Origin of the sequence: Nostoc sp. C057 (genome assembly GCF_013393925.1) — a bacterium.
In the GTDB taxonomy this organism is placed as follows: domain Bacteria; phylum Cyanobacteriota; class Cyanobacteriia; order Cyanobacteriales; family Nostocaceae; genus Nostoc; species Nostoc muscorum_A.
Window position 1 is genome coordinate 4,535,411 of sequence record NZ_CP040281.1, and the last position, 21,766, is coordinate 4,557,176.

Sequence of the window (21,766 nt, forward strand, 5' to 3'; positions counted from 1 at the left end):
TTTTTATACTCCAGAGCTTGATTCTATAGTGTTCAGTTCTCATAAACTGGAAAACAGGTTAACCCATCTTCGTTGGCGCAGCCCGCCACAGGCATAGCTACATCCACATAATAATGTTGAATTCTCTAGACATTCCTTGTATCAGATTTTCAACTGCTAAAAGATTGGCAAGGCAAAGTGTGAGGGTCGTTTTAAGGTTTCTAAGTAACTGCTTTACAAAAGCAGTACTAAAAAATTTGTATGGTAGTTATCTAAAAAAAGTAATATTGCTGAGTTTAGCGTGTGGGATAATGTTACTTCACAGGGGAAATTATTCCTAATAAGTATAGTTTGTATGCATCTTAAATTTCAGGACACACAAGCGAATACCACTGAACAATTAAACTCCACTGAACAGCAATCTCACAGCAAGCCATCTAGATCTTCTTCGGTAGCAGAGGCAGTGGTTAAAATGCTAGGAGATATGGGAGTAGAGTATGCCTTTGGTGTTTCGGGAGGTGCGATCGCCCCAGTGTGGGCTGCATTACATCAAAGTTCCCTCCAGGTGCTGCACTTTCGCCACGAAGCTGGAGCAGCTTTTGCGGCCATTGAGGCGCACTTTGCTAGCGATCGCCCAGTTGTGGTATTCACTACTACAGGGCCGGGGATCACCAATGCTTTGACAGGGCTGTTGGCTGCCCGTTGGGAGGGTGCTAAGGTGATTTTCGTATCAGCTTCAACCTCAGCATCACAGCGTGGTCGGTGGGCTTGCCAAGAAACTAGCGCCTACACAATGCCTAGTGCAGATATTTTTACTTCGGGGACAATATTCCATTATGCAACAACCCTCGAATCCAGCGATGAACTTCCAGAGGTTTCTCGAAGGCTTGCCCTCGGTCTAGCACAACCGGGAGGATTTGTAGCTCATATCAGTATTCCGACAAATATCCAGACAAGTTCAGTAAAAACATCTTTGCCACAAGTAACTCTGTGTCATGCGATAGCAACGGCAAGTGAAGAAACAATCGGAGAATGTGTCCGGTTACTTTCTGAGGGAGCCTTTGCAATCTGGGTAGGCTTCGGGGCACGGGGTGCTGCAAAAGAGATTCGCCAGCTTGCTGAGAGAACAGGGGCTGCGGTAATGTGTTCACCACGGGCTAAGGGTATTTTTCCTGAAGATCATCCTCAGTTTGTAGGCGTTACCGGCTTCGGTGGACATGAGTCGGTTTTGAGGTATATGAAAGAGCAACGTCCAAAACGTGTGCTGGTTTTGGGAACACGTCTTGGTGAGTTTACCTCATTCTGGAACCCTGAGATGATTCCCAGACACGGCTTTTTGCATGTTGACATCGACACAAAGGTTCCAGGAACTGCATATCCATCCGCCGAGACTTTTGCCATCCAGTCCGACGTAGCAATATTCCTAAAGAACCTGCTGAAGAACTTCCCAGAAAGTACTGGTCTATCAAAGACAATAATGCTGCCTCGATTTAAACGCGATCTCATCAAGCCACGTGTGGACGGTCTAGTACGACCGGAACTGCTGATGAATGTAATTCAACAAGTGATTGTTGATGGAAGCGATGCATTAGTAATGGCAGAGTCAGGTAACTCATTTGCTTGGGTAATTCATCTGCTGCGATTTACCACACCAAGTCGTTATCGGATTAGCAACGGATTTGGTTCTATGGGGCATTTTGTCACAGGTGTAGTAGGTGGTGCTTTAGCACGGAATGGCAAAGCTGTTGCTATTGTCGGAGATGGTGCCATGCTGATGAATAGCGAAGTAAACACGGCTGTAAAATATCAAGTTCCTGCGGTCTGGATTATACTCAACGATGGGCGCTACAACATCTGCGAACAGGGAATAGCATATCTAGGATTCAAGAACGTAGATGCAACAATTCCGCAGGCAGATTTCGTCAAGATTGCTCAGGGGATGGGAGCAGATGGTATTCGGGTGGAAAGGGAAGCTGACGTTCAAGTAGCACTAGAAAAAGCGATCGCGGCGAAGGGCCCATTTGTGGTTGACGTAATCATCGACCCCACCCAAATAGCACCCACTCAAAGTCGTAATCTAAGCCTGATTTTACAGGGCGCTACGAATTATTAAAAGGTGATTAGATATGACGCATCTTCCAGTCGGTATTCGTTCGCTTGCTTTGAGCCTTCCAAGTATCAGACGCACAAATGATTATTACATAGAAAAATATCCTGAGTTAGTCGCTCAAGCCGAGCAAAAAGGTTTTGCAAAGTTATTTTCGCTTAGTGAGTCTATTTCCAGTAACGAGTTTGACCAAGAAATGTTGCGCTATCTGTCAGATCCATTTCGTGGCACTGTTGAGCGATGGATGCTTGGATCTGGTGAGTCTTCTTTAACGCTGGAGTATCAGGCTGCAATAGATGCTCTCCATGCCGCAAAGCTCTCTCCTGACGACGTTGAATTGATGATTGTTGCATCAGTGTGGCCTGAACAAATTGGATTTGGCAATGCTGCTTTCCTAGCCAGTCAACTAGGTCTCCAGGGTGCTGCTTGGAATCTTGATGCGACCTGTGGAAGTACTCCGGTTGCCCTTCAAACTGCCTGTGCCTTAGTTAAAGCAGGAGAGTACCGCAATGTACTGGTGGTTATTTCATGTACCTACTCTCGCTTTTTCGATGAGGATGATACATTTCCCTGGTTTACTAGCGACGGTGCTGGAGCTTTCGTAATTGGCTCATTAGAACCGAACCAGGGAATCCTTGGTACAAAGACTGTTCATACTGCTGCATTAAATGAAGTTCTCTTTGCTCAAATTATCAAGGACAAGCAAAATAATCCGCAAGTCCGTATGCAAGTGGGCAAGGGTGGGAATGCTCTTGGTGAAACAGCTGGGGAGTTTCTGCGTAAATGTTGTAAGGGTGCTGTTGCTGCTGCTGGTGTAACTCTTGAGCAAATTGACTTTTTTCTTTTCAATACACCTACAGCTTGGGTTGCAAGTTTCTGCACGCGCATATTAGGTATAGATCCAGAATGTACACTCAACCTCTACCCGCAGTATGCAAACCTTGGGCCAGTACTCACTGTGGCAAATTTGTACCACGCTGCACAGTTGGGCAAAATTCGCGAAAATGACCTAGTTCTCATTTATGGTTCCGGTTGTTCGGGTGCTGCTGCTGCAAATGTAATGCGTTGGGGCAATGTGGCACTAGGTTCTGAACCTATCAAGCAATCTAACTCAATAGAAAAAGATGCCGGAGATAGAAACCTAGTTTCTTGTTAAGGTCATATAGAAAGATTGAAATTATGTCTCAAAACTTGACAGTGCAAAGTAAAATTCTTACAGTAGGAATTTTTTTGTTGTCTATCATTTTTCCACTTAAAGTCTCGGCACAAAATTATGACGAGATTTATGTTTTTGGTGACAGTCTTTCTGATACAGGTAATGTATTCAATATAACGAAAGGAGCTATACCTCCAAGTCCAAACTACTTTAATGGACGTTTTTCTAATGGTCCAGTCTGGGTAGAATATCTCGCCTCTGATTTAGGGTTAACATTCAATCCGAAAACTAATTTTGCTTATGGTGGTGCAACCACAGGGTCTAAGAATATCGGTATTAGTGGTTTACCTGGATTGCAGCAACAGATTAATAGCTTTACATCAGCAAATCCGTCTGTAAACCCGAATGCTCTTTATATAATTTGGGCTGGTCTGAATGATTATGTAGATAACTTTTTTGTGAATATTCCCGATTCTACCCCATCAGTCACCCAAGTAATTAACCAAGCAGTCTACAACTTATCAGCATCATTGACATCGCTTGCTGCTGTTGGTGCTAAAAATATTATGGTGGTTAACCTGCCAGATTTAGGAAAGTTTCCAGTTGCAGGCAACAATAATCAAGTTACCGCATTACTTAGTACTTCTATCAATATACACAACTCCAGCTTGGCCACAAATCTTAACTTTTTAAGTCACCAACTCAGTCCTGATATCAATATTATTCCTCTTGATGTTAATTCTCTTGTTAATAGAATCATTGCAGATCCTGGAGAATTCAGTTTTACAAATGTGACCGAATCTTGCATTGGAAACTTATCGGTAATCCCTATAAATATTTCTCCGCAGCCAGTTGTCTGTACTCCTGATAAGTTTCTATTCTGGGATCAAGTTCATCCAACGACGGCGACTCATCAGATCATTGGAGAATTAGCATTTTCATCACTTAAACCAGCGTCTGTACCTGAACCTTCTGTTCTATTTGGGCTATTGACATTTGCTGACTTAGGTGCAGTTCTGCTACTGAAACGGAGATAGCAATATAAAAATAGCAGATAAGCTGTTCCACATTTCAAATTGCTGCTGAATTTTGATTTTTTAATTTATAACTCCACAGCGCCTAAAGTTTTCAGAGTGGAAATAGTCGCCTCAGTCATTCCTGCAACGCCAGTAATATTCATACCTTCATAAAGTCTAGGGTTCAGAATAGTTTTGAGGCAATCACCAGTCAAGGTATCCCAAAGCTTAATTGTCCCACCTTCACAAGCACTGCTCAGAGTTTGTCCGTCGCGACTAAAAGCGACCGACCATACTAAATTGCTATGTCCCAACAAAGTTCTGACACAGCTACCTGTATTAACATCCCACAACTTGACAGTTTGGTCACTGCTACCACTGGCTAGCGTGTTACCATCCATAAAAGCTATAGAGTATACGGAACTAGTATGTCCCTGCCAAGTTGAGATACATTGAGTAGTTTTAACATCCCACAACTTAACAGTTTGGTCGCTACTACAACTAGCTAGCGTTCTACCATCCGGACTAAAAGTGACCGACCATATAAAACCACTATGACCATGCAGAGTCTGAAGGCATTTACCAGTGTTGATATCCCACAACTTGATTGTTTGGTCTTGACCAGTACTGGCTAGAGTTTGACCATCCGGGCTGAAAGCAACTGACCATACCACCAAAGCGTGTTCTTGCAAACTATTGAGACACTTCCCAGTGTTAACATCCCACAACTTCACTGTTTTGTCTTCACTGCCACTTGCAAGGATACGACCATCGGGACTAAAAGTTACTGATGTTACTCTACTAGTATGTCCTTGCAAACTATTGAGACACTTTCCAGTGTTAGTATCCCACAACTTCACTGTTTTGTCTTCACTACCACTTGCAATGATACAACCATCGGGACTAAAAGTTACTGATGTTACTCTATTACTATGTCCTCTTAAGATTTTGAGACACTTTCCAGTGTTAACATCCCACAACTTTACCATTTGGTCGCCACTACCACTTGCAAGCATATTACCTTCATGGCTGAAGATAACTGACCATATTCCATAACAATAACCCTGCAAAGTCTTGAAGCATAAACCAGTGCTGACATCCCAAAGCCTCACTGTTTGATCGCTGCTACCACTTGCGATCGTTTGCCTATCTGGAGTAAAAGCAACTGACCATATCCTAGTACTATGTCCAGATAGAGTTGTAAGGCAACGAGTAGTACTAACATCCCATAACTTCACAGTTTGGTCATGTGAACCAGTTATAAGTGTATGGCCATCTAAATTGAAGGCTACTGAAGTTACCCAGTCAGTATGACCCTGTAAAGTCTGAATGCAGCGACCAGTACTAACATCCCATAGCCTCACAGTTTTATCACGGCAACCACTTGCTAGTGTTTGACCATCGGGGCTAAAAGCGACTGAACAGATACCGATATTGGGATGTAGAAGGATTTGAAAAGTTTTACCAGTGCTGACATTCCATAGCCTTACTATTTGGTCATCATCGCCACTAGCAAGAGTGCTACCATCGGGACTGAAGGCAACTGATGTAACCCGATTACGGTGCCCTGAAAGTGTTTTGAGGTATTGTCTGGTACTAGTATCCCAGAGCTTGACTTTCTGGTCTTGACCACCACTGGCAAGTATGTGACCGTTAGGACAGAAGGCAACTGACCAAATCCCACCCTCATGAGCATAAAGGGTGGTCAAGCATTCCCCAGTTTTAGTATCCCATAATTTTAGTGTTTGATCTTGACTGCCACTGGCAAGAATGTGACCATCGGAACTAAAGGCAACTGACCAAAGCCAATCTGTGTGCCCGACACAAACAAGCAATTGTTGTCCATCCGCAACTCGGTATAAGCGAATCTGATTATTAGTATCCCCAGTGGCTAAAAGTTTTCCATCTGGGCTGAATGTAACAGAATGGATGCCTCCTAATGTTTCAGCAAAAACACACTTACCTAATTCAGCCTGAGCAAAATTTGCATTATGCAAATTAACTGAACGCATATCTGCTTGCCAAACAGTTAGCTCGGAAAAATCATAGCTACTTAGATCGGTTTCTAGATAACAAAGCAGATTAAAAATATTGCCCGCCGTATATCCTGGTTCTAGCGGAGATTCTTCTCGCTGCTTTGCTAAAGTTTGAGTTAATAGATTTCTAATGTTTCTTTTACTTTTTAAAACATTCAGCAACCCATCGATAACTGGTTTGATGATGAGACGAACTTGAGTATCTTTAACATAATCTTTACCCGTTGCTTTCATCAGAGCATGACATCTCAATAAATCAATATCCTGAGTGACAATCTCTTCACAGACACTTTCTATCAAGCTACTAGTCACATACTCCATAACTACAGGCTGGAGGGTAAAAAGTGATCCAGTTTTTTCAATGAGCTTAGGCGTAGCTTTCTCGATTAGCGATCGCCTGCCTAAAGATTCTAGAGCCTCTAGTAATTTTGCTTGTGGTACTGGTGATACAATATCTTCTCGCAACTCTGAGAGTGTAATCGACTCCCGATTAATCGCTAGCCAGTACATAATATCCTTTTCTAAATCTGACAAGCGCTCAAACTGCTGCTCTAAAATATCGCGAATGTCGCCAAAAACAGCCGTGTTCTGTTGCAAAAATTCTGTGACATTACCATTAAAAATATCTTGAATAGTTGTGGCAACTATCTTCAAGGCTAGTGGATTACCTGCATAGCGCTCAATCATTACTTTCCATTCATCCTCTGCCGCAGATAGCCCTTTGAATTTTAAGATTTCTTGTCCTTCTGCTACCTTCAAGCCACTCAGTGGTAGCGAACGAACAGATAATGCTTCTCCTTCCAGTAATGCCACTTCTTTGGGTTTTTCACGACTAGTCAGCACTAAGCAGCTTTGGTGAGTTGCTTCTCCTATGCGTCTTAAAAGCTCACCGTATTCTTCATATCCTTCTCGATAAAGTCCGGCGCGGCTACCACTGCGGAGAATTGACTCTGCATTATCAAGGATCACCAAACAGCGATGATTTTGCAAATAGTAGAGGAGTCTTGATACCCGATCGCTAAAGCTTTCTGGTAAGTTATTTTCCGTTTCCTGTTCGTCAGATAAAAATTGGATCAGGTTACTTAGAATAATTTTAACAGGTGGGGCTTCTCGTAGCGATCGCCAGATCACATACTCAAAGTTTTCCTGAATCTGTTGAGCAAGCTTTATAGACAGCGTGGTTTTCCCAATACCTCCTATCCCTAATAGTGCAATCAATCGGCAGTGTTCATTGAGAATCCATTGCTCTAGGGTAGTAAGTTCTTCTGTACGTCCATAAAAAACTGAGTTAAAGATAGCTTCTCCCCAATCTAGACGATTAGTTGACCTTAAATAGTCACTTTTATCTATTTTTAAATTGAAAGCTGAAAAAAGCTTTTCAATAGTCTGTTTATCAACTCCTCCCTCTCGATTCAAGACTTTCGAGATGGTAGCAGAATATAACCCGGAGCGGGCACTCATTTCTTCGAGAGTATATCTGTTTCCAAAATTTTCTTTTGCTTCCGACTGATGCTTGGCTTCCTTAATTTTTTGTAAACCCTTGGTAGTAAGTGCAACGCCACGCTTTCGTCTCCAATTCTGTAAAGTCATTTATTAACTCACGTTTGGGTAATCGCCTTTAACTAAAAGGATTATCTACTAGGTTGCTATAGATATGAGGTGATAGCTATCACAAAGGAACAATTTCATCTTGCAGAAAATTTCAAATAGTTGTATGTCCAAAATGCTTACTAATGTCAGCCATCTTTAGCAATCTAATCGTTTCAGTAATTTAACATAACTTATTTAACATAAAATCTGGACTGTGGATCGTTGCTGATACAAGGTCTTCAGCCAAAAGCTTCTTGCACCAACCGCAATAGTTGATTTATTCCGTATGATACTAATAATTTAATACCTTGTATTTTCAGTAATGTGTTTGGGGCTTAACGCTTAAGTTCAATCTCAAAATCTTGATTTTCACTGGTAAAGACATTTCAAAATTGGCAAGCTTGATAAGGAAAGTTTGTATATATCTAGCCTATCAATCAATGAATAAAACTGCTGCACTTAAATTTCCCCATTTGGCAACCTCCAGCAAGAAAAAGGCGCTTAAGCGAATTACCTTAAACTTGACATTAGATGAAGCTCAGAACCTTGAAAAGTATTGTGAACAAACAGGCAAACCAGCAATAGACGTGATTCGTGAACTGATTGAAGCCTTACCTTGAGCTGTCAAGTCCCAGTCCAGAAAAATCATGACTATAGTAGAAGGTGTTGTAGATTTGGACAAAGGTTTTCAGTTTACTCTGACAAGAGTAATTCAAGAGCGGTAATCATAAAATTAAATACTTCCAACTGGATATTTGCTACTTTCTTTACTGTTGTTTGTTGCGAAAATACTAAAAAACAAGGATTAAAAATTATTCTTTGATGGAAGTGACAACAGACTAAAATAGTCGCCGAACCGTATAAACAGTTTCTCAGCCCTCATTTTGTAACTAAATATAGTAATCACGTCATCTTGTTTTCGGCGTGCTGCGATCGTTTACGGCGAGCGTAGCACGCCTTTACTCAGTTTTTACCTGCCTCTCCAAAAATTACCCAAATTCTAATATTTATATCTTGAGAATCAACCAAAGTGAAATGGTTCGCAAATCTACTTTTATTTCGTCTGTGGCAAGGCTCGAATGAGTTCTCTAATCACATCCGTCGCTGGTCTGCCTGTCTGTTCACAATACTTTTCGAGGTTCTTGGCTTCATTTGATGCCAGGTTTATAGTGATTCGCTTGACCGCCCATTTTTTGTTCATGCTAAAACAGATAAATCGTGTACTCATAGCTTCAACCCCTGATTTTACCTTTCCAGATGGAAAGTAACCTAAATTTGGGATGTGCTGGGATACCTTTTTAAGGATGTAGGACTTACGCAAAACTACATATTGTAGGGGCAATTCATGAATTGCCTCTACCTGGAAATCTTTCTGTTTGCGTAAGTTCTAGGATAGTTAGGGAAGATTAAGCTTTAACCCAAACCTATTGGAATATATGCCCTTACTACTTTTGTAGTTTAATCTGCACCTTCAATTGGTGCAAAACCTTGGCGCTGAATATTTTCTGTTACCGCGCGTGGTTCTAGGAATTGCAGTAGGTAATCAGGGCCGCCTGCTTTAGAACCGACTCCAGAAAGTTTGAATCCACCAAAGGGTTGCCGCCCAACGATCGCTCCGGTAATATTGCGGTTAATGTACAAATTCCCAACTTCAAATTCTGTCTGCGCCTGCTGAATGTGCGAAGGTGTTCGAGAATAAAGTCCGCCAGTTAAGGCGTAGTTTGTCCCGTTGGCGACTGCTAACGCTTCCTGGAAATCTTTTACCCGAATTACCGCCAGCACAGGGCCAAAAATTTCCTGCTGAGAAATTACCGCATTTGGCGATACTTCACTAAAAATCACAGGGCCAATAAAATATCCTTGTTCGGGTGCTGGTAATTCCAAAGCTAATTGTGCTTCTGCCTTACCCTTCTCAATATACTCACGAATGCGATCGCGGGCATTGGCATCAATCACTGGCCCAACTTGGGTACTAGGTAACTCTGCTTCCCCAATGTTCAAGGATTTTGTGGCTTCTACCAAGCGTTGCACAAAGGCTTCATAAATCGGTTCCAGCACAATCACCCTGGAAGCCGCAGAACATTTTTGTCCACTGTAACCAAATGCCGATTGCACTACTCCTACAACTGCTTGGTCTAAATCAGCACTTTCATCGACAATGATGGCATTTTTGCCACCCATTTCAGCAATCACCCGTTTCATGTGCTTTTGTCCAGGTTTCAATATTGCGGCTTCTGCGTAAATTCGACAGCCAACTTCTTGAGAACCCGTAAAAGCAATTACATGAGTATCAGGATGATTTACCAAGTAAGCACCAACTTGCGAACCTTTCCCTGGCACGTATTGAAAGACACCTTTGGGAAAACCAGCCTCTATTAAAATTTCGGTGAGTTTTGCGGTAATTACAGAAGATGTTTCCGCAGGTTTAAGAAGAGTACAATTCCCTGAAACCAAGGCTGCAACAGTCATTCCACATGCGATCGCTAGGGGAAAATTCCAGGGAGAAATTACTACAACAATCCCCCGTGGATGGTAGATATAACGGTTAGTTTCCCCAGCAAGGTCATAATTAACGCCTTTGTCTAGCCGTTCTATCTCATCAGCATAGTACCGACAAAAGTCTATCGCTTCCGAAACCTCTCCATCAGCTTCCTTAACTGGTTTGCCAACTTCCAAAACTATCCAAGCTGAAAGTTCGGCGCGGCGGAGTTCCATCAAATCACCCGCTTTCCGCAAAATATCAGCGCGTTGTTTCGCAGGTGTTTTCCTCCACCCAGGAAATGCGGCTTTGGCTGCTTGCATGGCTTGTTCAGCTTGTTCAACGCTAATTAAGCCTACTTTACCAACTACTTCACTGAAATTAGAAGGGTTGAGAGAATCAACAAATTCCGACGTATTCACATATTCCCCATTAATCAACGGCAAATAAGTTTTACCCAATTGTTGACGAACGCTTTGGAAAGCTTGCGCCGCTTTCGTTCTGATCTCTTCCACCGCATAATCGGTATCAGCTGCACCGAGGAAATGAGAGTTAGGAGTTAAAGATTTTTCTTCTTTGACAATTGGCGGCGCTAATAACTCTTCAATTGGTCGATTTTCGAGGTTTTGGCGTAAAAATGAACTATTAGCGGTATTTTCTAACAATCGGCGAATTAAATACGCCATCCCCGGCAATAATTCACCGTAGGGACAGTAAACTCTGACTCGATAACCCTTGTCAACCAAAGCTTTTGCAACTTTATCACCCATACCGTAGAGGACTTGTAATTCAAAGCGACGGCGGGGGACATTTAAACTTTCAGCGATAGCAATGGCGCGAGAGTGCGATCGCACATTATGGCTACCAATGGCAGAATACACATATTGATGATTTTCTAGCAATAACTGAGTGATGGTTTCAAAGTTAGCATCAGTTGCCGCCTTATCGTTGTAAACTGGCTGTTTCCAATGCTTTTGGGCTGCTTTGATAGTTTCTTGATCCCAATATGCGCCTTTCACCAAGCGGATTGTTAGGGGATAACCGCGTTCTTTTAACCAAGAAATCACGTTTTTGGCATCTTGCTCGCTATCACGCAGATATGCTTGAATTGTCATCCCAATATCTGTGCGTTGCCGAAATTCTTCTTCTAGTAAGAGTTTTTTCAGGATGCTGAGAGTTATGTCTTTATAAGCATACTGTTCCATATCAAAATGGACAGCCGCGCCCAACTCTTTAGCACGACGTAAGAGAATCCGAATGCGATCGCTAACTCGCTCCTCACTACCCTTAGCATCTAAAGGGTCAAATTGAGAATAAAACGCCGTTAATTTAACAGAAACCTGAACTTTGGGTATCGGTTCACCATCAGCCTCATCAATAGCCGGGATAGCTGCCCAATTCTTTGATGCTTCTACCAATTGTTGCATTAATTCTAGATAGCGTTCTAGATAAGACTGCGCTTCGGCTTCGGTAATCACCGCTTCACCAAGTAAATCAATGGTGAAAGCCATTTTTTCTTTTCGCAGTCGTTCAACTGTTTTGATGACTTGTTTAATATTTTCCCCAGAAATATATTTATGGGCAAGAGTCTCAACGGCTGTACCAACGGTTGTCGCAGCAACTTGTCCTGGCATCGAGTCAGGGTTAGCAAAATTTAGCATTCCCTTCAAAGCTGCCGGTAATTCTACAGATTCATCTCCTAAATATTCTTGTAAATGTGAAGCAATTTCTGATTTACTGTGTAAAGCAGGTAGCGTGTCTATAAAGCGAAATAGTTGCACCCGTAATCCAGGATTACTCATCGCCCAAGCTAATAATTTATCATCCCAGCGCATTTGATCCCGCAGGGAAGAAAAAAACGAACGATTTTCCTGCGTTGCGGCTAGAAGTTGTTTAGCAATTTCTTGGGTTTTAGCTTCGTAGGTGCTTGTTTGTACTTGTAATACCACTGATAATAAACTCCGTTAATCAAGGCAAGGCTTTTTGGACAAAGCCTGTGTCTTCTATTTTGACGCTTTCATTTAGCTGTCACCATATCTAATGGTTTACCAAGTTGCAATTTAAGTCTGACAGCAAGAGAATTCTAAGTAGTGGCTTTTAACGAGCAGAATTTTGAATAACATCGATAATTAGGCAGAAGGGAAGGATTTTCCAGCTTTCTCTCTGATTGCATCTTCCCTCTGTGGTTTGAACAGGATGTACTTGTTTTTTCCAATACTAAGAATGGGTATACTCACTCTATGCCTACAGAAAACTTTATGGATATTTTATTTTCTAACTGGCAACATACACTCCAATCTTTTGGTGTTGACCAGATAGCGGCTGAAAAAGCCTTTAATTTGTTGGTTGCAGCTTACTCTACTCCTAGTCGCTACTACCATACACTAAAACACATTGATCGCGTTCTCAGCACAATTCAGATATTACAAGGCTACACCAATAATCTAGCTGCTGTTCAACTAGCTGCCTGGTTTCACGATGTAGTATATGACACTGAAGCTAAAGATAATGAAGAACGAAGCGCAGACTATGCTTTTGAGTTGCTGAATACTTTAGATATTCCAGAAAGTACTATAACTACTGTTACGCGTCTTATTTTGAATACTAAAGACCACGAAGCTGCGGTGAATGACTGTGATAGCCAAGTTCTAATTGATGCAGATTTAGCGATTTTAGCGGCTCACTCAGTGGAATATGAAGAATATGCCCATGCTATTCGCCAGGAATATGGCTGGCTTCCAGAGAAGGACTATATCACAGGTCGTCAGAAAGTTTTAGAACGATTTTTGCAGCGATCGCGTATCTATTTTACGCCTTTAATGTTAGAATTCGCCGAACCCTCTGCCCGTGGCAATATCCAGGCAGAAATTCAGTCTTTATTGTCCAATTAATTTTACAGCACGGTCGCAGTGAATGGAATGATGCCTCCGGCACACCAAGGGCGAATGTGGCTACATAAAAAAAGACCAGCGACTTGAGCTAAGAAAAAATTAGCAACGGGTTAAGCCCTTTATTTTTAGCCCGCACAAGCGGGTAAAACCTCGTCTAAACGAGGTTTATAACCACCAAGTCGAATTCTCCTATTGCTAGAAATTTTGAATTGTTTACCGTCTACCACCACCACGATGAGGCACTTCAACTTCAGTGTCTTGTAACTTTCTTTTCGGTGCAAATACTTCTTGATGTTGTTGCTGCTGAATTTTTTGCTCTGCAAACTTGGCACGGGTGCGAACTCCAAGATCGGCATCGGTATCGAGCATTTGCTGAAGTTGATTTGTAATCCGCGACGCTTGATCGGGTAAAGTAACTGCGATCGCAATAGCTAATGTTTCTAAACTCGTTACTGCTGCATAACGGACTACCCATTCTGGATCTTGAGAAATTAATAATAGCGCCTCTAATACCTCAGTTTGAACAGATTCTACTTTCTCCGGTGGTACTTGATGCCAGCGCAAAGTACCTAATCCTCTAGCAGCTGCTCGCCTCACACTTAAAGAAAAATCGGTTTTTGCTGCCTCCAACAAGGTATCTAGTGCCCGAACATCGCCAATTCCCGCTAAGGCACGAAGTGCCCAGGCTCTAGCACCATAGTTATAGTCATCAATTAGTTCCAATAGTGGCGATACTGCGGCTTCTCCGATCGCAATCAATCCATCTACCGCCGCCACCGCCGCCCCTGGATTGTTGTAGCCCAAAGCTGCAATTAGAGTAGGAACAGATTCCTCTATACCGGCTGCTGCTAACTCTTGAACTGCATCTACTAAGCGCTCTGACGAATCTGCTTCTTGTACAGCACGGATCAATATTTGGGCAAGATCGCTGTTATTCATAACAATTTTTCATGAGTAATTAGCCGTCAGCCAATTGTAGCTTAAGTTATCCGTATTTGACATCACACATAAACCCCCTAACCCTGATTTTGCAGTTGGGTTGGGGGTTTATCACAGATAAACATTTTTGTGTAACGTATTAATAAGAACTTACTCTCTACAATTTATGACTACAATAGCGAGTCCATCAAATTAATCACTTTAATCGCATCTTCTGACAAAGTGGTTGGTGTTGTGTGATTGACTTGATGTTCTAGTAATCCTTTGAGAGAAATGAGTTTCAGGCTATTTTCAGCAAGAGTCTGTGCGATCGCATCTGCTGCGGGTAGATATCCAATAGCTCCCAAATCTGCTAACACTGCTCGGCGCAATTGCAATCTCTCACCTGTCAAAGCCTTTACCAACCGTTCTCCATAAGCTGGTTCTTCGGTTAATTGATACATAGCTCGCGCTGCGGCATATTGCACCAATTCAATTGGATGCTCTAAAAATGGCTTTACCAAAGAGGTGAATTCAGTCGCCCTCAAGGTTCCCAAGGCTTCTAAGATGGCTTCATAGGGTTGAGATAAATCAGGTTGCTGCGAGACAAGCTGTTCTCCATGTAAACCTGCTGCTAATAGCTTGATCAGGGCGGGAATACAAACCGGATCGCCTAGCATTTCTAAAGATTGTGCTGCTGCTTCCCGCACATAAAAATCTGAGCAGTCTAAACACGCAATTAAAGGTGATACTGCTTGGCGATCGCCTAGTTTTCCCAAGGCTCTAGCTGCGTTCCGTCTTAGAGGATATCCGCCTTCTGGTGTTCTGTCGGCTTCATCCTCTAAAGCTTTGATCAGTCTTGTAATCGCAGCTGGTTCACCTATACGAAACCTACCCAACCACCAAGCAGCATAAAACCGCAAACCTAAATCTTCACTTTCTAGATTAGCGATCGCTTGTTCTACTGTTAAAGATCCACCATCGGCATTATCACCTGTCGCGGATAAATCTTCAAATTTCTGTGGACTGGAATTCATTAGGAAGAAGGATGATCGCTTTGTTCGCTATTTGTCGTTTCAGCGTTTAATGGCTGAATACTAACTATTTTGCCACCTAAGCGAGTAATTCGCTGCATTTCTTGATTCATCCGGTTTTCAGGCACTGTGAAAAATACACTGGCACTAGAACGAATCGGATAGTTGTTTTTTTGGGTTTCTTCGCTTTGGCGCAAACCTACTACTTCATATCGGAAGGAGCGATTACTATTTCTACTACTAATTTGTCCAAGCATAAATCACTTCCAAATTTCAAATTTTAAGTTTTCAATAGTCATTAATCAATGACTAATGACTATTGACAAATGACACTAAAGTGGTTTCACACTAGCTATTTTACCACCTTGTTTTACCACTCTCTGGAAGTAACTAGATAGTTCTTCATAAGGTATTACTACCGCTTGATTGACACGGCGTGTGCTAGGATAACCGGCACCAAAAACACCTGCCACTTCAATCCGGTAGAGTCTGCCTTCTTTACCAAATGTTCCCGCACCACCAAAAGTACTGTTGGGGGTAACGCCTTTTTCGGAAGCAACGTATGAAAAACCTGAAGAAGCACCAGATGGAGGAACAACAACAGATGCACTATTGCGACCTAGTTCAGCAGCAAGGCGAGAGGATTTGCCTTTGAGTTGGGAAGTATCGCTACTGGCATAGCCGCGATAAAGTTGGAATATCCGGCTGAATCCTACAGTTTTCTGTCCTGTTTGGGTGTTAAAGCCGCGATAGTAAGGCACTATATTTTCACCAAAGCTAGATTGATACTCTGGCGAATCAATATAAGAATCGATGTCGGCTTCATATCCCTTGTTTTGGTACAAGTCCAAGTGATAAACCACTTCAGACTCATCATAAGGGGCACGACCTAACAAATGTTTATAGTTCAGTTCGATAACGCGAGTTTGGAAATTGTCGTAGAAAAACTTGGATTTGTACAGTTCTGATTTAGCGACTTGACGCACAAACTCTTGTACTGTATTTTTCCCATCGCGCAGGATAGATTCAGCACTTGTAAGGCGGTCAGATGTCAATATATAGTTGTTACCCAACACCTGACGATAGACGGCAGCGATTACTCTCTCTATATCTTCTTTAGTTGCATTGGGACGCAGTTCTACAGGAGATTGGTCGCTAAAAGGTTCCGTTCCTAGACGGGACGCTGCTGTTGTAATAGCCATTGGTAATTTTCCTTTTGTAATTAGTAGTTGGAAAAATTAGGAGTTAGGAGTTAAGAGTTAGGAGTTAAGGGTAGGGGTATAGTTAGGAATTTAAAACTCATAACTTCTAACTCCTCACTCCTCACTTCTAACTCCTCACTCCTAACTCCTCAGTTAATTCCCGATTCCCTATTTATACGGCAGTAATGCTAATAACTTTACTGCCCTTACGATTCAACTGCTGCAATTTACTAGACAGTTGCTCGTAGGGTACGATCAATTCCGCAGTACCACGGCGCACTACAGTTGAGTTGGGGGAAGCTGCTTGTAGCACTCTGATGCGATATGTTTCCCCACGACCACCTGTAGAGAGGCCGGTTAAGGCTCCAGCGGAGACTGGATAAATGGGTGAAGCTAGATTTTTAGCAACTTCCCAGGTTAGCCGTCCTTGTTTTTGTCCTTGGGCGCGATCGCTATTCGCATAACCCCGATACAGTTGGAACAGTCGGCTATATCCAACGTTCTTCTGTCCTACTTGACTTTTAAAGCCTCGATAGTAGGGCACAACATTTTCGCCAAAACTTTCTTGATATTCTAATGAGTCAATGTAAGAATTAATTTCAGCTTCGTAACCTTGTGAGTTGTAAAGCTCAACATGGTACGAAATCTCTGACTCATCTTCTGGGGCACGCCCCAATAAATGCTTATAATTTAACTCGATAAACCGAGTTTGCGAGTTGGAGTAAAAAAACTTGTCACGATAGAGTTCCGATTGAGCAATAGCTTGCACAAATCCCCGAACCGAGATTAAACCTTGCTGCAAAAGTGATTCTGCACTCTCCAGACGCTCTCCTTCTAGGAGGTATGCATTACCCAAAACCTGACGGTAAGCTGCCCGGATAACCACTGCCACATCTGCTTCAGTTCTATCGGGGCGTAGTTCTACAGGTGCTGAGTTTTCAAATGCTCCAATCCCTAGTCTTGCTGCTTGTCCCAAAGCTGCCATCTTTAAACCTCCTCAGTTTTAACTGCAAAACTGAAAACTTTTTAGAAAATTTTTTTCTAGTTTTTTAACAGTCTTTTGAAAATAAAACTGCCCGGAGAGGTAAGCAACTCATAGAACTCACTTGTCATAAGAGCTGATTTCCTCTCCGGGCTAAAGAAACACTCTAGCTTAGAGTATTGATTACATAGTCGATGTAGGAATTTGCTTCAACAGCTGGGTCGCCGCTTAGACCGTGGTTAGCTTTGATGTACTTGAGAGCTTCAATGTACCAGCTAGGAGACAGGTCAAAAGTCCGGTTGATTTCAGCCAAGCCGGAAATCAAGAAATCGTCCAAGGGGCCTGTACCACCAACAACTAAAGCGTATGTGATAATCCGCAAGTAGTAGCCAACATCACGAACACACTTGCCTTTACCGCGTGCATCAGACGCGAAGTTAGGGCCTTGTTGTTGAGTGGTGTAAGGGAACTTGTTATATACTGCTTGAGCAGCACCTTCGGTCAAGCGTTGAGCATTAGCGCTCAATGCTTTTGCTGCTTGTAAGCTAGCTGGAGCTTGACGGAAGCGACCAAAAGCAACTTGAATTTCGGTGCTGCTGAGGTAACGACCTTGAGAGTCAGCCGATGCAATTGCTTCAGTTAGAGGTGTTTTTGTCATTTTTGGTATTTCCCTTTTACAAAAATTTGGTTGAAATTTTGTTTTGTCCTAATGGACAACTATCTCAGTCAATAGCAGCAATATTTGCCTTAAGCTACTGCTGAAGCAGCACGATCAAAATAGCTAGCAATTTCAGCTGATAAAGCGCTGCAATCGCCTCTGGTGATGTTGTTTGTATCGTTGACAATTGCTAGGGAAGCAGCTTTTAGCTTTTGAATACCAACAGCAACTGAAGCTCCTGGGGTTCCCAATGCCAAGTAGGTTTCACGCAAGCCGTTGAGGGCACGATCATCTAACACGCTGGAATCGCCAGCGAAGATTGCGTATGTGATGTAGCGAAGAATGATGTCCAAGTCTCTGATGCAAGCAGCAGCGCGACGGCTGGTGTAAGCATTACCACCGGGAGTGATCAATTGGGGTTGTTCTGCCCACAAATCACGAGCCGCAGCAGCAACAAGAGCGGAAGCATTGCTGGTAATACGGTTAACAGCATCTGCACGCTTGTTACCATCTTTGACTAGTTCACTCAATGCATCCAATTGTGCATCGGAGAGGTATTCCCCACGTGTATCAGCTTGGGAAACTACTTTTGCAAATGCATCTAAAACCATTGCGTTAAATCTCCTACTTTGCTTGGTTAAGAATAATTGGACTCAAAACTGAATGGTTCAGCTTTTTTTGATGTCAGCACTGCCTGACGAGTTACGAAAGGTTTAAAACAGACATCCACGAAATAAGTTTACGATCTCCAGGCTTTCAGATTAAAACTTTTGTTAAAAAACTTCAAACTTCTATGAACGACTGGAAAACCTGATTAAGATGTTGTTTTTTACTTCCAAGTTCTCTTTATACAATGCTGCCGCGTCATTATTTATTACAAATTATTGTTATGTTTGTTAATTTCGTTTACATAACTTTACATTTAGGTTAACTTCTAGGCACTCCAATAAATACTGGAAATTTCTTTCAGGGAAATCCCTTAAAGAATGCGTAGGCGTAGTCCACCGCAGGTATCGCATGTTTAACTTTTGTAGTATTTGCTACTTGGCATCTTCTGCAAAGGGCACACAGCATATTTACGGCTGCATTGTATCGATACAAAGTAATAAGTGCAATTTCTTCGCGTCTCTGCTCTCAACTTTTATAAAGAAAAAAGACTTGATTTTGGAGAATTTTTCATGATACTCTGTGTTCAATACAAACTACGGTTTTTAGATAGTGTTGCCGTAGTTTTTTGAGTTATACAGGTATGTCTGTAATTTTGCAAACTTGTGGTTAATGGCAACGGAAATCATCTATATGGTAAAAGACTGGTTTGAATGGCACGACCTCTACAAGAACGAACCAAAATTGCAACAACGCTTGCAAATTGTTCAGGAATACATTTCCCATAGCTTAAATTTGTCCCAACCAGGGTTAATCCGTGTAGTTAGTGTTTGCGCGGGCGATGGACGAGATTTGCTAGGAACGCTATCAAATCACCCACGAGCAAAAGATGTTTATGCCCAGGGCGAACGCACGGGATTTCTGAAACCCTTGCTGGGCAAGGATCTTGATGAAAAAATAGGCTAAATTAAAAAACGCCAAAACCCTTGCTATTAAAGGATTCTTATACTTTAGATGCGTTTGCCCTGATGTTTATGCCCGACTCGTAGAGCTAAATCCACACCTAGTTGAACGTGGACAACAAACAATAGAATCCTTGGGTTTGACAAAACAAATTGAGTTTATCAATGGTGATGCAACACTCTCCTCTAACTATGTAGGAGCAGTGCCAGCAGACATTGTGATTGTCTGTGGTGTATTTGGCAATCTTGCAGATGAAGCTGAACTAAATCGCTTGCTAGCGAACCTGAGTTTTCTGAGCAAACAAGGTGCTTTTGTAATTTGGACTCGTGGACACTCTAAGGGTATTCCCCACTCTGAGACTGTGCGTAAATTTTTCCGTGAATATGGATTTGAAGAAGTGAACTTCAAACTCACCGCAACCGGAGACATGGGAGTAGGTATTCATCGTTACCTTGGTGAAAGTTTAGCTGCACCCAAAGAACAACAGTTTTTCGCCTTTACTGGTGTTCCAAGTAAAGCCAGGTAAATAAAGGGATAGTGATTGAAAAAATTTATAAAATCCAGCGCTGGGCTGTTTTTAAATATTTGTTATTAAACCTCATCTATGTTGAAACCTAGAGTTTTTTAAAAGATATAAAGATATATTGATGTAGGTTGGGTGGAGTGAAACGCAACCCAACATTACCACTTATTTATGTTGGGTTATGCTAAAGCTGCACCCAACCTACAAAACTACGGTTCTCAAGGTAGACGAGGTTTAATCACCATTCTGTAACAGTTAAAGTATTGTACTGGTCTACATCTTGTCCTAACACACAAACTCTAGTATGACTTCCGCAATAGTAAATGCAGTAGGGGAAATTCATGAATTGCCCCTACCGGAAAATCAGGGTTTTGTATTCTTTTTGTAAGTCCTATCTCAGAATCTACGTCATTAAAAGGAATTGAGCTATTAGCCTTGGAATAAATTCCAAGGCGGGTTGATAAGGAAGTGAGAGATAAAAAAGATAGGGTTGAAAACAAGGTTTTTAAATATGGTGTTCTTTTTCCCCTTTCCCCCTAATTATTAATTCCTCCCAAACACACTGCCAAGGGCACGCGCCATATTTTGCGGTTGCATTGCATCCATTGCGGCGGTGGGTTCGTAGCCGCAGTGAACCATGCAATCGGCACACTTGGGATTACCACTCTTCTGGCCGTATTGACTCCAGTCAGTTTGTGCCAGTAGTTCCTTGAAGGTAGAGTAATAACCTTCGTTCAGCAGATAACAAGGTTTTTGCCAACCGAGAACACTATAACTAGGGCTACCCCAAGGCGTGCATTCGTAGTCCTTCTCACCAGTAAGAAAATCTAAGAACAGTGGATTGTGATTGAAGTTCCAGTTTTTTTCACCAGCTTTGTAGGGAGCCAGAATTTGCCGGAAGAGGGTGCGGGTTTGTTCGCGGTGAAGAAAATGATCTTGATCTGGTGCCCACTCGTAACTGTAGCCGGGAGAAATCATCATCCCGTCAGTATTTAGTGTTTCCAGAAAGTCGAAGAACTCTTGCATATCTTGGGATTTAGTACCCTCAAAGATAGTTGTGTTAGTGGTGACACGAAAACCTTTAGCTTTAGCGGCGCGAATGGCTTTGACGGCAATATCAAAAACACCTTGGCGGTCTACACAATGATCGTGTAACTCGCGCATTCCATCTAAATGCACGCTAAAAGTCAGGTAAGGGGAAGGTTGAAACTTATCTAGGCTCTTTTCTAACAACAAACCATTGGTACACAAGTAAATATATTTCTTGCGCTCAATTAATCCTTGAACAATTTCATCAATCTGGGGGTGTAGCAGAGGTTCTCCGCCAGGAATTGAGACAACTGGTGCGCCGCACTCTTCCACTGCGGTAAAGCACTGTTCTGGGGTGAGATTTTGCTTTAATATTTCCTTGGGATGTTGGATTTTACCACAACCAGTACAAGCTAGATTACAACGAAAAAGAGGTTCCAACATCAATACTAAGGGGAAGCGTTTACGTCCTTTCAAACGCTGAGTAACCAGATACTTCCCGATATCCATAGCTTGTTGTATATTAACTGCCATTGTTGCGATCGCTCCTCTTTTATAAAAACACCACGGGAAAACATAAAACCTTCTTAGGGGCGC

The 21,766-nt window shown here is 42.3% G+C and carries 16 protein-coding genes and 1 pseudogene; 6 read left to right on the plus strand and 11 right to left on the minus strand.

Going from position 1 to position 21,766, the window contains the following annotated elements:
• The first annotated feature begins 334 nt into the window (after positions 1-334).
• From FD724_RS19465 to FD724_RS19475, 3 genes are read left to right on the plus strand one after another with little or no spacing between them, the layout of a single operon-like run.
• The gene (locus FD724_RS19465; RefSeq protein ID WP_179073757.1) at positions 335-2,092 is read left to right on the plus strand and encodes a ScyA-related TPP-binding enzyme; all 1,758 of its coding nucleotides are present in this window, start codon (positions 335-337) and stop codon (positions 2,090-2,092) included.
• Positions 2,093-2,105: 13 nt separating this feature from the next.
• Positions 2,106-3,242: a 3-oxoacyl-ACP synthase III family protein gene (locus FD724_RS19470; RefSeq protein WP_179073758.1), complete on the plus strand. Its 1,137-nt coding sequence runs from the start codon at positions 2,106-2,108 to the stop codon at positions 3,240-3,242.
• 23 nt (positions 3,243-3,265) lie between these two features.
• Positions 3,266-4,279: an SGNH/GDSL hydrolase family protein gene (locus FD724_RS19475; protein WP_256874319.1), complete on the plus strand. Its 1,014-nt coding sequence runs from the start codon at positions 3,266-3,268 to the stop codon at positions 4,277-4,279.
• A 65-nt stretch (positions 4,280-4,344) separates the two neighbouring features.
• Here FD724_RS19475 and FD724_RS19480 read toward each other — a convergent pair whose 3' ends face one another.
• Positions 4,345-7,884 (minus strand): NB-ARC domain-containing protein, encoded by a 3,540-nt coding sequence (locus FD724_RS19480; protein ID WP_179073759.1) that lies wholly within the window; start codon positions 7,882-7,884, stop codon positions 4,345-4,347.
• Positions 7,885-8,324: 440 nt separating this feature from the next.
• Here FD724_RS19480 and FD724_RS19485 point away from each other — a divergent pair, with 440 nt between their 5' ends.
• Complete coding sequence (locus tag FD724_RS19485; protein WP_179073760.1) at positions 8,325-8,504, plus strand: CopG family transcriptional regulator; 180 nt, start codon at positions 8,325-8,327, stop codon at positions 8,502-8,504.
• A 434-nt stretch (positions 8,505-8,938) separates the two neighbouring features.
• Here FD724_RS19485 and FD724_RS19490 read toward each other — a convergent pair whose 3' ends face one another.
• Together FD724_RS19490 and pruA are read right to left on the minus strand one after the other, a co-directional pair.
• Positions 8,939-9,085 (minus strand): ribbon-helix-helix protein, CopG family, encoded by a 147-nt coding sequence (locus tag FD724_RS19490; protein ID WP_114083081.1) that lies wholly within the window; start codon positions 9,083-9,085, stop codon positions 8,939-8,941.
• A gap of 257 nt (positions 9,086-9,342) precedes the next feature.
• Complete coding sequence (gene pruA / locus FD724_RS19495; RefSeq protein ID WP_179073761.1) at positions 9,343-12,312, minus strand: L-glutamate gamma-semialdehyde dehydrogenase; 2,970 nt, start codon at positions 12,310-12,312, stop codon at positions 9,343-9,345.
• 291 nt (positions 12,313-12,603) lie between these two features.
• Here pruA and FD724_RS19500 point away from each other — a divergent pair, with 291 nt between their 5' ends.
• The gene (locus FD724_RS19500; RefSeq protein ID WP_179073762.1) at positions 12,604-13,254 is read left to right on the plus strand and encodes a hypothetical protein; all 651 of its coding nucleotides are present in this window, start codon (positions 12,604-12,606) and stop codon (positions 13,252-13,254) included.
• Positions 13,255-13,467: 213 nt separating this feature from the next.
• On the opposite strand, the gene FD724_RS19505 is transcribed toward FD724_RS19500, so the two are convergent.
• From FD724_RS19505 to FD724_RS19535, 7 genes are all read right to left on the minus strand, one after another.
• Complete coding sequence (locus FD724_RS19505; RefSeq protein WP_179073763.1) at positions 13,468-14,193, minus strand: HEAT repeat domain-containing protein; 726 nt, start codon at positions 14,191-14,193, stop codon at positions 13,468-13,470.
• Between the two features lie 170 nt (positions 14,194-14,363).
• Entirely contained in the window at positions 14,364-15,209 is an 846-nt protein-coding gene (locus tag FD724_RS19510; protein WP_179073764.1) for a HEAT repeat domain-containing protein, read from the minus strand.
• Positions 15,209-15,463, minus strand: a complete 255-nt coding sequence (locus FD724_RS19515) for a phycobilisome linker polypeptide (RefSeq protein ID WP_114083064.1) — start codon at positions 15,461-15,463, stop codon at positions 15,209-15,211. Before FD724_RS19515 ends, FD724_RS19510 begins: the two co-directional genes overlap by 1 nt.
• 75 nt (positions 15,464-15,538) lie before the next feature.
• The gene (locus tag FD724_RS19520; protein WP_114083063.1) at positions 15,539-16,408 is read right to left on the minus strand and encodes a phycobilisome linker polypeptide; all 870 of its coding nucleotides are present in this window, start codon (positions 16,406-16,408) and stop codon (positions 15,539-15,541) included.
• 172 nt (positions 16,409-16,580) lie between these two features.
• Complete coding sequence (locus FD724_RS19525) at positions 16,581-17,393, minus strand: phycobilisome linker polypeptide (protein ID WP_114083062.1); 813 nt, start codon at positions 17,391-17,393, stop codon at positions 16,581-16,583.
• 163 nt (positions 17,394-17,556) lie between these two features.
• Positions 17,557-18,048, minus strand: coding sequence for a phycocyanin subunit alpha (gene cpcA / locus FD724_RS19530; RefSeq protein ID WP_012411562.1), 492 nt, complete (start codon positions 18,046-18,048; stop codon positions 17,557-17,559).
• A gap of 89 nt (positions 18,049-18,137) precedes the next feature.
• Positions 18,138-18,659 carry a phycocyanin subunit beta gene (locus FD724_RS19535; RefSeq protein WP_012411561.1) on the minus strand — a complete coding sequence of 174 codons (522 nt, stop codon included), beginning with the start codon at positions 18,657-18,659 and terminating at the stop codon, positions 18,138-18,140.
• A 688-nt stretch (positions 18,660-19,347) separates the two neighbouring features.
• Here FD724_RS19535 and FD724_RS42105 point away from each other — a divergent pair.
• Positions 19,348-20,143: pseudogene (locus FD724_RS42105) on the plus strand (SAM-dependent methyltransferase).
• Between the two features lie 540 nt (positions 20,144-20,683).
• Here the strand turns inward: FD724_RS42105 and hpnH are convergent.
• Positions 20,684-21,703 carry an adenosyl-hopene transferase HpnH gene (gene hpnH, locus FD724_RS19550; RefSeq protein ID WP_179073765.1) on the minus strand — a complete coding sequence of 340 codons (1,020 nt, stop codon included), beginning with the start codon at positions 21,701-21,703 and terminating at the stop codon, positions 20,684-20,686.
• Positions 21,704-21,766 lie beyond the last annotated feature (63 nt).